10 protein-coding genes are annotated in these 13,171 nt (G+C 71.2%); 4 read left to right on the top strand and 6 right to left on the bottom strand.

The window, feature by feature from the left end; genetic code table 11:
• Positions 1 to 23: 23 nt before the first annotated feature.
• Positions 24 to 1,037, top strand: a complete 1,014-nt coding sequence (locus GA0115234_RS06075; RefSeq protein ID WP_093540127.1) for a glycosyltransferase family 2 protein — start codon at positions 24 to 26, stop codon at positions 1,035 to 1,037.
• 73 nt (positions 1,038 to 1,110) lie between these two features.
• On the opposite strand, the gene GA0115234_RS06070 is transcribed toward GA0115234_RS06075, so the two are convergent.
• The 4 genes from GA0115234_RS06070 to GA0115234_RS06055 all read right to left on the bottom strand — a co-directional run bounded on the left by GA0115234_RS06070 (position 1,111) and on the right by GA0115234_RS06055 (position 7,015).
• Entirely contained in the window at positions 1,111 to 2,784 is a 1,674-nt protein-coding gene (locus GA0115234_RS06070; RefSeq protein ID WP_093539825.1) for an LCP family protein, read from the bottom strand.
• A 49-nt stretch (positions 2,785 to 2,833) separates the two neighbouring features.
• The gene (locus GA0115234_RS06065; protein ID WP_093539824.1) at positions 2,834 to 4,633 is read right to left on the bottom strand and encodes an LCP family protein; all 1,800 of its coding nucleotides are present in this window, start codon (positions 4,631 to 4,633) and stop codon (positions 2,834 to 2,836) included.
• A gap of 223 nt (positions 4,634 to 4,856) precedes the next feature.
• Positions 4,857 to 6,092: an LCP family protein gene (locus tag GA0115234_RS06060; protein WP_093539823.1), complete on the bottom strand. Its 1,236-nt coding sequence runs from the start codon at positions 6,090 to 6,092 to the stop codon at positions 4,857 to 4,859.
• Between the two features lie 170 nt (positions 6,093 to 6,262).
• Entirely contained in the window at positions 6,263 to 7,015 is a 753-nt protein-coding gene (locus GA0115234_RS06055) for a TIGR03089 family protein (RefSeq protein WP_093539822.1), read from the bottom strand.
• Between the two features lie 137 nt (positions 7,016 to 7,152).
• Here GA0115234_RS06055 and GA0115234_RS06050 point away from each other — a divergent pair, with 137 nt between their 5' ends.
• The 3 genes from GA0115234_RS06050 (at position 7,153) to GA0115234_RS06040 (ending at position 10,841) form a co-directional block, all read left to right on the top strand.
• Positions 7,153 to 8,508, top strand: coding sequence for a peptidoglycan recognition protein family protein (locus tag GA0115234_RS06050; RefSeq protein ID WP_093539821.1), 1,356 nt, complete (start codon positions 7,153 to 7,155; stop codon positions 8,506 to 8,508).
• A gap of 134 nt (positions 8,509 to 8,642) precedes the next feature.
• The gene (locus GA0115234_RS06045) at positions 8,643 to 9,734 is read left to right on the top strand and encodes a nucleotidyltransferase family protein (protein ID WP_093539820.1); all 1,092 of its coding nucleotides are present in this window, start codon (positions 8,643 to 8,645) and stop codon (positions 9,732 to 9,734) included.
• Positions 9,735 to 9,842: 108 nt separating this feature from the next.
• Positions 9,843 to 10,841, top strand: a complete 999-nt coding sequence (locus tag GA0115234_RS06040) for a DNA-3-methyladenine glycosylase family protein (protein WP_093539819.1) — start codon at positions 9,843 to 9,845, stop codon at positions 10,839 to 10,841.
• 60 nt (positions 10,842 to 10,901) lie between these two features.
• Here the strand turns inward: GA0115234_RS06040 and GA0115234_RS06035 are convergent, their stop codons facing one another.
• Together GA0115234_RS06035 and cofD are read right to left on the bottom strand one after the other, a co-directional pair.
• Complete coding sequence (locus tag GA0115234_RS06035; protein ID WP_093539818.1) at positions 10,902 to 12,209, bottom strand: coenzyme F420-0:L-glutamate ligase; 1,308 nt, start codon at positions 12,207 to 12,209, stop codon at positions 10,902 to 10,904.
• Positions 12,206 to 13,162 (bottom strand): 2-phospho-L-lactate transferase, encoded by a 957-nt coding sequence (gene cofD / locus GA0115234_RS06030; protein WP_093539817.1) that lies wholly within the window; start codon positions 13,160 to 13,162, stop codon positions 12,206 to 12,208. Before cofD ends, GA0115234_RS06035 begins: the two co-directional genes overlap by 4 nt.
• Positions 13,163 to 13,171 lie beyond the last annotated feature (9 nt).

The following is a 13,171-nucleotide window of genomic DNA, read 5'->3' as shown; positions in this document are numbered from 1 at the left end:
CCGAGGACCACCCGAGGACCACCATGTCTGCCGCGCAGCATCCCGCCGTCTCCGTGATCATGCCGGTGCTCAATGAGGAGCGTCACCTCAGGAACTCCGTACGGCACATCCTGGAGCAGGAGTACGCAGGGGAGATGGAGGTGGTCATCGCGCTGGGCCCCTCCACGGACCGTACGGACGAGATCGCCGCGGAGCTGGTGCGCGAGGACCCCCGGGTCCACACCGTCCCGAACCCGACCGGCCGCACCCCGGCCGCCCTCAACGCCGCGATCAAGGCCTCCCGCCACCCGATAGTGGTGCGGGTCGACGGCCACGGCATGCTCTCGCCGAACTACATCGCGACCGCCGTCCGCCTCCTGGAGGAGACCGGCGCGCAGAACGTGGGCGGCATCATGCACGCCGAGGGCGAGAACGCCTGGGAGGACGCCGTCGCCGCGGCCATGACGTCGAAGATCGGCGTCGGCAACGCGGCCTTCCACACCGGCGGCCAGGCCGGCCCGGCGGAGACCGTCTACCTCGGCGTCTTCCGCCGCGAGGCGCTGGAGAAGGCGGACGGCTACAACGTGGAGTTCATCCGGGCCCAGGACTGGGAGCTGAACTTCCGCATCCGCGAGGCCGGCGGCCTGATCTGGTTCTCGCCCGAACTGAAGGTGCAGTACCGGCCGCGCCCCTCCGTGCGGGCCCTTGCCAAGCAGTACAAGGACTACGGCCGCTGGCGGCATGTCGTCGCCCGCTACCACTCCGGCTCCATCAACCTGCGCTACCTGGCGCCGCCCACCGCCGTCTGCGCGATCGCGGCGGGCATCGTGGTCGGCGCGGCCGTCACCCCGTGGGCGTTCGTCGTCCCCGCCGGGTACGTCGCGGCGATCGTCGCCGGGTCCGTACCGGCGGGCAAGGGCCTGTCGCTGAAGGCGCGGGCGCAGATCCCGGTGGCCCTCGCGACCATGCACATGTCGTGGGGGTACGGCTTCCTGACCAGCCCGCGCTCGCTGGCGAGGAAGGTCATCGCCAGCCGCCGCCCGGCCGTCACCGCGTAGCGCGCCGACGACATCGCAGGGGGCCTTCCGATGTGCCGGAGGGCCCCCTGCGGTGTGCTGTGCCGGTGCGGCGCTACCAGGTGAAGCCCGGCTGGATGTCCATGCAGGCCGAATCGTCGTCGCCGTTGAGCGCCCGTGCGCTGTCCGGGGTCTTCTCCTCGGCGGAGGCCGCGTGGTACGGCCCGTCCTCGCGCCAGTCGGCCCCCACGGTCAGTGTGATGCCCGAGACGTCGGCCGACTTCTTCACCGCTGTCAGCGGGATGCCGAGCGCCTTGGCGACCGCCTGGGCGTTGCCCTCCATGTCCACGGTGGGGAAGAGGATCCCGGTCCGCTTCGCGGCCTCGGCGCTCTGCGCGTCGATCGTGGCCCGGGTGAAGCCCTTTCCGGCCAGCAGCGTCTGGACCGCCGAGGCGCGGCCCTTGACCGGGTAGTCGGTTTCGGTACGCGTGCCGTTGCGGACGGTCACCGGGATCTCGGCCGGGGACGCCGTGGGCTCCTTGGCGGCGGCCGGCTTCTTGCGCTTGGACGCCTTGCCGTCGAGCGGGATGTCGTCGCGGACCATCTGGAAGAGCTGGTCGGCGTCGCCGGGCTTCGGGAGCACCCGCTCCTTCAGGGTGCCCGTCCCGTAGACGTTCGGCATCGTCGTCATGGTGATGCGCTTGGTCGGCACCCGCTTGAGGTCTTCCGCGAGGTCGTAGAGATCCTTGACCGTGTCGATGGACTTGTCGACGGTGAGCGCGTTGATCACCGCCTCGGCGAGGTCGGTCAGCTTGCCCGGGTCGGTGAGCTTGGTGCCCTTGCGCAGTTCACGGACCATCGAGTTCATGTACATGTGCTGGGCGTGGGTACGGCCGAGGTCGGTGCCGTCCTCGAAGCCGTAGCGGGTGCGCAGCCACTGGAGGGCCTGCTTGCCCTTGATCTTCGTGGTGCCCTTCTTCAGCTTCAGCCCGGAGCCGTGGCCCTTGCTGTCGCGCGAGTAGACGTTGTTCTTCACGCAGACCGGGACGCCGCCGATCGCGTCGGCCATCGAGACCACACCGGAGAAGTCGATCATCATGAAGTGGTCGATGGTGATGCCGGTGAGCTCGTACCAGGTGGCCACGGAGCATCCCGGACCGCCGCGGCCGAGCGTCTCGTTGGTCATCTCCAGACCGACGGACGCGGGGTAGACGCGCTTCGTCTTCGGATCGGTGCACTTCGGGATCTTCAGCATGGTGTCGCGCGGCATGCTGATCACCGACATGTTGCTGCGGTCCGCGGAGACGTGGAGCAGCATCTGTACGTCGGCCAGGGGCGGTGCCCCGAAGGTGTCCTTCGCCCCGCCGAGCTTCTGGTTCTCCGCGTTGTCCCGTGCGTCCGAACCGAGGAGCAGGATGTTCAACGGCGTCTGACCGGCGGCGTTGGCCTTGTGGTCGGCCATCTTCTTGTCGCCGAGGGTCAGATCGGCCTTCTTGATGTTGCTGTTGAGGTGTTCGTAGTAGAGGTATCCGGCCCCCGCGCCGCCGATTATGAGCAGCGCGAGAACCGACGCGCTCCAGCGCAGCACCCGGCGTTTGCCCTTCTTGCCGCGCCGCTTCGAGCCACCGCGCCGGTGACCGCTCTCCCCGGAAGCGGCCTGCCGCTCCCCGGTGCCGGAGTCCGTGCCGCTCTCCGGCCCCTCCTCGTACAGCCCGTCGTCCCAGCCGAGTTGGCCGGCATGCCGGACGCGTGGTCGCGTCCCCTCCCCGGATGTACCACTTCGTGCCACCAGGTCCCCCCTGCTGCTCAGACTCGTGGGTAAGCGCGGTGACCCGGTGTCACTTGGCGCACTCTGCCTTGTCGGCGTTTGCTTGCTGGATGTCGGCCGGCACCTTGGCCGGCCCGGTGATGGGAGTGCCCGCGCCCTTGAAGTCGTCCCCCAGGGTCAGGACCATCGCCTGGAGCCCTTCGGCGTCCTCGGTGCCCTTCTTCATGGCCGAGCCGGGCAGGCCCATCATGGCGGCCAGCGCGCGGGCCTGGTCCGCCTGGTTCGGCGCGTACTCCAGCGTCGTCTTCGCGGCCTTCGCCGGGGCGTTGGCCTTGTTGGTGGACTTGAGTACGCCCTGCTCGTTCTGCAGCCAGGTGACCGTCGCCTGTGCGGCTCCCGGGACCTTGCCGCCGTTGTACACATCGACGCGGACATCGCCCGCGGCGGCCTTGGGGCCCTTGAGGAGGGCGTCCTGCTTGCCCTTCGCGGCCTTCTTCTTCGACTTCACCTCGGTCAGCGAGGTGTCGTCGCGCATCATGGCGAAGAGCGCGTCGGACTTGGGCGGGTTCAGCACGACGGTGACCGGTGTCTTCTCGGCCGGGTTGTCGAGCACCGGCACCGTGGTGAAGGTGATGTTCTTGGTGTTGACCTTGCTGAGCTCCTGGGCCAGCGAGGCCAGCTTCGTCCCCGTGCCGATGCCGGTGTCGACGGTGAGTGCCCTGGTCGCCGCGTCCGCCAGCTTGTAGAGCTTGGTCGGGCTGGTCAGGGTGGAGTCGGACTGCATCTGCCGGATCATCGAGGCGATGAACTGCTGCTGGACCTTGATCCGGTCCAGGTCGCCATGGTTGCCGAAGCTGTGCCGGGTCCGTACGAACGCCAGGGCGTCCTCGCCCTGGATCCGGTGCTCACCGGCCGGCAGGTTCAGGTGCGAGTCCGGGTCCTTGACCGGCTTGGCCAGGCAGATCTCGACCCCGCCGACCGCGGTGGACAGCTCCTTCACCGCGTTGAAGTCGACCATCATGAAGTGGTCGACCTTCAGGCCGGTGATCTCCCTGACCGTCTCCATGGTGCAGCCGGCGTTACGGCCCTCCTGGCCGAGGCTCTGGTTGAAGCGGACGTTCTGCGTGCCCGGGACGACCTTCTCCGAGCCGTCCGGCTGCTTGACTTCGCAGTCCGGGATGTCGGTGATCAGGTCGCGGGGGATGCTCAGCGCCGTCGCGTTGGTGCGGTCCTCGGAGACGTGGAAGAGGATGTTGGTGTCGGCGTGGCCCACACTGCCCTTGTCGCCGTAGCCCTCGTTGCCCTTGCCGGTGCGCTTGTCGGTACCGATGATCAGGATGTTGATCGGGGCGTCGTTGTCGAAGACGTTCTTGTTGCCGGCCCCGCCCACGTCGACCGTGTTCAGGTTGCCGTTGAAGTGCTGGTAGAGCGCGTAGCCGCCCACCGAGAGGCCGACCAGGACGAAGGCCGTCACACCGCCCGTCCACATCAGGGCCTTCTTGCGCCGGGCCTTCGGGGCCTTGCGGCTGCGGCGGCCCGCCGGGCCGGAACTCTCCTGGCCACGCGTGCCGTTGGCCGAACGGCGGCTGCGCTGACCGGGCACCTCGCGCTTCGACGGGGAATCCTGGTCGTCGCGGGCCGGATCACGGCGGTCGCCCCTGCCGTCGCGGGTGGTGCCTCTGCGTCCGCCGCCACTGTCCCGGACCGGCTCCCGACTATGCGGAACACGCGCGCCGGAAGTACGGGAAGGGGTGTCCGAATCCCCTCCGGAATGATTCAGTCGCAGTTCGTAATCACCGGTGTGCGGGTTGAGGACCCACTGGTCTGCGGGGTCGATTCCGTCCGCCCGCCCACGGCTTTGCGCATCCACGGTTGCTTGAGTCCTCCGTCGGTGCCACGCGAGGCGCCTCCCCCGATCAGGCGCTCGATCTTTCGCTCCAGAAGTGCGCGGCCTGGCGGCCGGAAGCACCGGATCGCGTCACACTATCGGCCCAGTTCGGCGTCTAGCGACGTGCGTGACAAATTCCACGCTCCTTACAACTGGTCATACTGCTCATTACACGCCGATCACCGGCTTCTGCTTGGGAATTGCTTTACTGCTTGCACAGGTCCGCCGCCGCGTTGTTGCCCGAATAGGTAGGCGTGGGACTGGGGCCCGAAGCATCCGGGGTATCGGCCGCGGCATTGTTTTTCCCGTTGTTCTTTCCGTCGTCATGTTGGAACTCGTCCGCCGGGACCACCGCGACCGGATCGTCGTCGCGCAGCCGCTTGAAGAGCCGGTCCGCATCGGGCTGTACGAGTTCGTCCCGATTCCGGTCGGCGGCGTACGGCTGCCGGGGCACGGTCAGGAACTGAACCTTGTCGGTCGGCACGTTGCGCATGCCGCGCACCAGCTCGTACAGGTCCTTGAGGCTGTCCAGCCCCGGGTCGGTGGTCAGCGCCTTGGTGGCCGCGTCCAGCACCGGGTAGAGGCGGGTCGGATTGAGCAGGACGCCGTTGCTCTGGACCTTGTTCACCAGCGCGCCCAGGAACTGCTGCTGGCGGTCCATCCGTTCGGTGTCGCTGCCGTTGCCGATCGACTTGCGGGCCCGTACGTACCCCAGCGCCTGCTCGCCGTCGAGCGTCTGGCGTCCGGCGGGGAGCTTCAGATGGGCGGCGGTGTCGTCGACCGGCTTCTTGAGGCAGACCTCGACCCCGTCCACGGCGTCGACCATGTCCTTGAAGCCGTTGAAGTCGACGATCATGTGGTGATCGATCCGGACGCCGGTCATCTTCTCGACCGTACGGATCGTGCAGGCGGCGCCGCCGAACTCGAAGGCCCAGTTGAACTGGGCGAATTGCTTCTTCGTGGCCGTGCCGTCCGCCTGGTGGCAGACCGGGATCCGCACCATCAGGTCGCGCGGCAGGGACATCGCGGTCGCGCTCTTCCGGTCCGCGGCGAGGTGCAGCAGGATCGTGGTGTCCGAGCGCTGGCTGCCGCCGTCGTCCCGGCCGTACTTGCGGTTGTCACCGGCCCGGCTGTCCGAGCCGATGAGCAGGATGTTCTCCGCGTCGTGCACCACGGAGGCGGGCCGCTCCCGGTCGTACACCTTGAGCTCGGCGGCCGCGGAGGTGTCGGTCCTGATGTTGCCGTCGAGCTTCCGGTACAGCCACCAGCCGGCACCCGCCGCGACCAGCACGACGAACGAGGCGCCGAGTGCGGCCCAGCGCAGCCAGTGGCGCCGGTGCCCGGTCGCCGGGGCGGCGCCGGGCCCGTCCTCGGGCTCCGGCTTGTCCCCGCCCGCCGGGTCGGCCGGTGGGCCGGCGCTTTCGCTCACGTCTGCGTCCATCCTTCACGTTCGGCGGCACGTCGGGCCACCGGTCGCAGGAGTAGACGGCTGAACCTCACGCTTGGTTGTGTCCCCGGTGGTCCGTAACGCCGATCATGTACCGGAGTTGACGCGGAGCCGCCGAGGACTCGACACGGTATGGGCCGGAAGAGTGGTCCTCAGCGTGCTTGTCATACCGCACTGTTGGTGACCCGCTCGCTCGCCATCCGCTTCGCCAGCCCCTCCTCGCCCAGCTGCCCCAGGTGCCGGCACAGGACCACGGACCCCCCGGCGGCCAGCGGCGCGAACAGCCCCGCGCTCAGCCCTTCCCAGCTGCCGTACGTACGCCCCGTGAGCAGCCGCGATCCGGCGGTCAGGCCGAGCCCTTCCGCATCCTTCCCGGCCCGCGCCACCAGCTGCGCCGACGTCAGCTCGACGCCGTCCACCACCAGCGCGGGAGCGTCCGGGTCCACGGGGGCGAACGGGGCGAACCGGTCTCCCTGGCCCGGCACCTCCACCGCGTAGTCCGCGAAACCCTCGGGCGCCTGCGGGAACCTGCCGCCCAGCGGGCGCAGCGCCAGGGCGACCCGCTCGCCCCGGCAGGCGCGCGCCGCCTCCAGGCTGTCCGGACCGCTGACGACGAGGTCGGCCCCGGCCGGGTCGCCCTGCACATCGGCGATCACGCCGACCGAGGAACAGGCGAGCAGCCACACCGCGGACTGCCAGTGCGCGGGCAGCAGCAGCGCGAGCCGGTCGCCGGGTTCGGCGGCGAGATCGCCCTGCAGGAGATTGGCGGTCTTGGCCACCCAATTGGCGAAGGTGGCCACCGACAGTTCGACGCGCTCTCCGGTGGCGTCGTCGTAGAAAGTGACCAAGGGGCGGGCCGGGTCCGCGGCGAGCGCGGAACGCAGCAGGTCGGCAGGGGTGCGGTCGGTGGCGTTCATCCGCGCAAGGGTACGCGGCGGCGCCCGGCCCGGCGGGGAGAAAGGGTGCCGGGTACACCGGTGGGGCAGACGGGCCGTCACATGTACGCAGAGGTCCGGGTGGCCGGAGTTGCGCGGTTATGCCCAGGATTACTGGCATGCGTGCCTTCCTTGCATCCTCGATCGGTGTCACCTGCGCGGCCGTTCTCGTACTGCCGTCGGCCGTGCCCGCAGGCGCCGCCCCTGACAACCGCACCCTCCCCGCCGAGTCGGCCGGGCCCGTCGACGTACCGGGCTCCACGCAGTCCCTGCCGATGCGGACCCTGCCGCCACCCTCCGACCGGGCCACCGGCGAACCGACCCGGGCCGGGGCAGCCTCCGAACAGGGACTGCCCGAACGCGCGGTCCGCCCCTTCTCACTGGTCGGCGTCGTCTGGGACGACGTGAACACCGAACTCCACGGCACCGTCCAGGTCCGCACCCGCGCCACCACCACCGGCACCTGGTCGAACTGGCAGGACCTGGAGACCCACAACGCCGAGCACTCCGCCGACCCCGGCACCGCCGAGCGCGAATCCGGCGCCGTCCGGGGCTCCACCGCCCCGCTCTGGGTCGGCGACTCGGACGGCGTCGCGGTCCGCGTACGCCCCGAGGCCCCGGACCCGCAGGACCGGACCGCCCCCGCCGTACCGCTGCCCGGCGGGCTGCGCCTCGAACTCGTCGACCCCGGCAGGGACCCGCAGCAGGTGAGCGCGACGGACCTCGGCGGTGTCACCGCGGCCGGCTCCCAGGCCGGAGCGGACGGCCGCACCAGCACCCTCGCCCAGGGCGTGCTCCCCGCCCTGAGCAAGACGGAGTCCGAGGTGCGGGGCGAGGCGGAGGCCGGTCTCGCGCCGGGCGCCCGGCCGTACATCGGGCCCCGTCCGCGCATCATCACCCGCAAGGGCTGGGGCGCCGACGAGAAGCTCAGGGAACGCAAGTTCGTCTACACCAGCACCGTCAAGGCCGCCTTCATCCACCACAGCGCCACCGGCAACAACTACACGTGCTCCCAGGCGGCCTCGGTCCTGCGCGGTATCTACCGCTACCACGTCAAGAGCAGCGGCTGGCGCGACATCGGCTACAACTTCGCCGTCGACAAGTGCGGAAACATCTACGAGGGACGTGCGGGCGGTGTGACCCGGGCCGTCCTCGGAGCGCACACGCTCGGCTTCAACACCAACAGCATGGGCATCGCGGTGCTCGGCACCTTCACCAAGTCGAACCCGCCCGCCGCCGCGGTGAATGCCGTGGCGAAGCTCACCGCCTGGAAGCTCGGCCTGTTCGGCGCCAACCCGCGCGGCAAGGTCACGCTGGTCTCGGGCGGCGGCAACAAGTACAAGAAGGGCAGGAAGGTCTCGCTCAACGTCATCTCCGGCCACCGGGACGGCTTCGCAACCGAATGCCCCGGAGCGCGTCTCTACAAGAAGCTCGGCTCGGCCCGGACCAGCTCCGCCAAGCTCCAGGGCCGCTGATCCGCCGAGCTCCAGGGCCACTGAACGGAACGGAAGAGCTGCTGCGGGCCGCTGACCGGGGACGACCGAACCGGTCTGCATACACTGGCCAGCCGAAACCAGGCCAGGCCCCAGCAGGAAGCAGAGTCAGTGCTGTGACAGAGGCAAAAGAAGCGATCCTCCTGGTCGGCGGAAAGGGAACCCGGCTGCGCCCGCTCACGGTGCACACGCCCAAGCCCATGGTTCCGGCAGCGGGCGTTCCGTTCCTCACCCACCAGCTGGCGCGCGCCCGCGCCGCCGGGGTCGAACACATCGTGCTCGCCACCTCGTACCTGGCGGAGGTCTTCGAACCGTACTTCGGCGACGGCTCCTCGCTCGGCCTCCACATCGAGTACGTCACCGAGCGCGAGCCGCTCGGCACCGGCGGAGCGATACGCAATGTCGCGTCCCGGCTGACCTCGGGCCCGGACGACCCGGTGCTCATCTTCAACGGCGACATCCTCACCGGCCTGGACATCCGGGCGCTGGTCGCCTCGCACGCCGGCTCCGGAGCGGACGTCTCCCTCCACCTCACCCGGGTCGAGGATCCGCGCGCCTTCGGCCTCGTCCCGACCGACGACAGCGGCAGGGTCACCGCCTTCCTGGAGAAGCCCGAGACGCCCGAGGAGATCGTCACCGACCAGATCAACGCGGGGGCGTACATCTTCCGCAGGTCGGTCATCGACACCATCCCGGCCGGCCGGCCGGTCTCCGTCGAGCGCGAGACCTTCCCCGGACTGCTCGCCTCCGGAGCGCACCTCCAGGGCATGGTCGACTCCACCTACTGGCTGGACCTCGGCACCCCGCAGGCCTTCGTACGCGGCTCCGCCGATCTGGTCCTGGGCCGCGCCCCCTCCCCGGCCGTCCCTGGCCGGTGTGGCGACGGGCTCGTGCTGCCGACGGCCTCCGTCGCCGCCGACGCCAAGATCAGCGGCGGTACGGTGGTCGGAGAGGGCGCCCTGATCGGCGCGGGAGCCCGGATCGACGGCTCGGCGATACTGGCCGGCGCGGTGGTCGGACCGGGCGCCGTGATCACGGACTCGCTGGTCGGAGCCGATGCCCGGATCGGCAGCCGTACGGTGCTCACCGGCGCGGTCGTCGGGGACGGGGCCCGGGTCGGCGCCGACAACGAGCTGCGCGACGGCATCCGCGTCTGGTGCGGGGCGGTCCTCCCGGACGCGGCGGTGCGCTTCTCCTCCGACGAGTAGCCGGGCGCCGTACGGAGATCAGCCGGGCACCGGCCGGTACGGAGGTCAGCCGGACACCCGCCGCAGCGCTTACCCTCGACAGGCACCCCGACGACCGAGGACCTCACCGTGGCAGGACGATTCGCCCCCCGCAGCGCTCCCCGCGCGGCCGTCCCGCACCAGGCGGCGGCCCCGGCGGCGGACGCGCTGACCCGTGAGTGGACCCCGTCCGGCCCCTTCGACCTCCGCCTGGTCGTCGGCCCACTGCGCCGCGGCCCCGCCGACCCCACGTACCGGCTGACCGGGGACGGCACGGCCTGGCGGGCCAGCCGCACCCCCGCGGGCCCCGGCACCCTCCGGATCACCGCCCGGGGCGGCCGGATCGAGGCGACGGCCTGGGGCCCCGGCGCACCGTGGCTGCTGGACCGGCTCCCGACGCTGCTCGGCGCGACGGACGACCCGGACGCCTTCCGCCCGCGCCACCGGCTGCTCGCCCTGGCCCGGCACAGCCGCCCCGGTCTGCGGCTGCTGCGCACCGGCCTGGTCATGGAGTCGCTGATCCCCTCAATCCTGGAACAGAAGGTCACCACGGACGAGGCCTACCGCGCCTGGCGCCTCCTGGTCCGGAAGCACGGCACCCCGGCGCCCGGCCCCACGGACCACGCCGCGTTCACCGCGCTGGGCCTGCACGTCATGCCGGACGCCCGCGCCTGGTCCTTGATCCCGTCCTGGGAGTGGCACCGCGCGGGCGTCGACGCCAAGCGCTCGGGCACGATCCTGCGCGCGGTACGCGTGGCCCGCCGCCTGGAGGAAGCGGCGGCCATGGAGCTCCCGGAGGCCATGGCCCGCCTGGAGCTGATCCCCGGCATCGGCCCCTGGACCGCGGCCGAGACGCTCCAGCGGTCGAACGGCGCCCCGGACGCGGTCACCGTCGGCGACTTCCACCTCCCCGGCATCGTCGGCCACGCCCTGGCGGGCAACCGGGATGCCGACGACGAGGAGATGCTGGCCCTCCTGGCCCCGTACGAGGGCCAGCGCCACCGGGCGACCCGCCTCATCCTGCTGTCCGGCCACACCCCGGCGCGCCGGGCCCCGCGCATGACCCGGGGCGACATTGCCCGCCTGTAGAAAGCCCCCGCCCGGACCACGCGGCCCACGCACGGAAGCCCCCGGAACCCCGGCCCCGCCTCAGCGCACCTCGACGAATCCCTCCGCGTCCCGCACCGCCCGCGCCGCGGGCTCGGCCGCCGCGCGGCCCACCGCCACGGCTCCCAGCGGATCCCAGCTCTCCGGCAGCTCCAGCACCTCGCGCACCACGGAACGGCAGAACATCGTCGACGACACCCACGCCGAGCCCAGCCGCTCGCCCGCCAGCGCCACCAGGAAGTTCTGGATGCCGGCCCCGGCGGCGACCACGAACATCTCGCGCTCCGCCGTGTCCCGGCGCTCGTCCCCGTAGGTGTGGGAGCCGTCCATCACCAGGCACGGCACCACCAGATACGGCGCCCGGCGCAGCACATCGCCGCGCCGCACCCGCTTGGCGACCGACTCCTCGCTCTTCCCGTCCCGGCGCAGATCGGCGATCCAGGCGTCCCGCATCGCGTCGAGCAGCCGGGTCCGCGACTCCTCGGACTCCAGCAGGACGAACCGCCACGGCGTCGTGTGATGCGGCGCGGGCGCCGTCACCGCCGCGGCCACGGCCCGCCGCACCGCCCCCGGGTCCACCGGGTCGTCGGTGAACTCGCGGACGGTACGCCGCTGGGTCACCGCCTCCCGTACCGCCTCGGACGTCCCCAGCCGGAACATGTCGTCGGCCGCGACCCGCACCATCGCGCGGGCACCACCGGCATCGGCGGGGTCCAGGACATGGCCGAGCCCGCGCACCACCGCGACCGGCAGCCCGTCCGCCTTGCCCTTGACCAGGTCTCCGGCGGAGGCCAGCTCGTCGGCGGTGGCGACCACGGTGGCGCTCAGCGGATTGCCGTACGCGTCGGTGCCGCCCCGCAGATCGTCCAGCACCCGGATTCCGGCCGCTCCGATCGCCACATCGGTCAGCCCGCTGCGCCAGGGGCGCCCGAAGGTGTCCGTGATGACGACCCCGACCTCCACGCCGAGCGTGTCCCGCAGCCCCTCGCGGATCGCACGCGCGGAGGCGTCCGGGTCCTCGGGCAGCAGCAGCACCGTCCCGGCGGGGGTGTTCGAGGCGTCGACCCCGGCCGCGGCCATGACCAGGCCCTGCCGGTTCTCCACGATCCGCAGGGTGCCGCGGCGCGCCACGACCCGTACCGTCTCGGCGTCGATCGCCGCCTCGCGGTCGGTCGCCTCGACGATCCGGCCCTCCGCCTTGGAGACGATCTTCGAGGTGACCAGCAGGACGTCACCGTCGGCCAGACCGGGCCCGGTCGCGGCGATCAGCTTCGCCAGGTCGTCCCCGGCCCGCACCTCGGGCATCCCGGGCAGTGCCCAGACCCGGTACGAGGGCGCTGCGGCACTCATGCCCGTACCTCCTCGGCCAGCGCCAGCGCCTGCCGGGCCATCTCCGCCGTCGCGTCGACATCGGTCATCATCAGCGGTACGGCACGGCAGCGGATACCCGCGGCCTCCACCGCGTCGACCGCCCCGGCGTCCACCGTGTCGACGAGCCAGCCGTCGAGCAGCCCGGAGCCGTAGTGCGTGGCCACGGCGGAGGCCGTCGACTCGACGCCCACCGCGGCGAGCACCTTGTCCGCCATGCCGCGCACGGGCGCGTCCCCGACGATGGGGGAGAGGCCGACGACCGGCACCCCGGCCTCGGCGATGGCCTCCCGGATCCCGGGCACGGCGAGGATCGTCCCCACCGACACGACGGGGTTGGACGGCGGGAAGAGGATCACATCGGCCCCGGCGATGGCCTCCAGCACGCCCGGAGCGGGCTTGGCCTGCTCGGCGCCGACCGGCACGATCGCCTGCGCCTCGACCGAGGCACGCAGCTTCACCCAGTACTCCTGGAAGTGGATCGCCCTGCGCTCGCCGTCGATGTCGACCGCGACATGCGTCTCGACCCGGTCGTCGGACATCGGCAGCAGCCGGACCCCCGGCTTCCAGCGCGCACAGAGCGCCTCGGTGACGGCGCTCAGCGGATAGCCCGCGCCCAGCATCTGCGTGCGGACGATGTGCGTGGCGAAATCACGGTCGCCGAGCCCGAACCACTCGGGCCCCACGCCGTACGCCGCGAGCTCCTGCTTGACGTGGAAGCTCTCGTCCGTACGCCCCCAGCCCTGCTCCTCGTTGATGCCACCGCCGAGGGTGTACATCACGGTGTCGAGGTCGGGGCAGACCTTCAGCCCGAACAGATGGATGTCGTCACCGGTGTTGCCGATCACCGTGATGTCCGCGTCGGGCGCGGCCCGCTTGAGGCCACGCAGAAAACGAGCACCACCGATACCGCCGGCCAGAACCACAATGCGCATGCAGACAGT

It is taken from the genome of Streptomyces sp. DvalAA-43 (assembly GCF_900091725.1).
GTDB lineage: Bacteria > Actinomycetota > Actinomycetes > Streptomycetales > Streptomycetaceae > Streptomyces > Streptomyces pulveraceus.
Note: the sequence above shows the minus strand (reverse complement) of the source record. Positions and strands in the feature narration are given on the sequence as shown.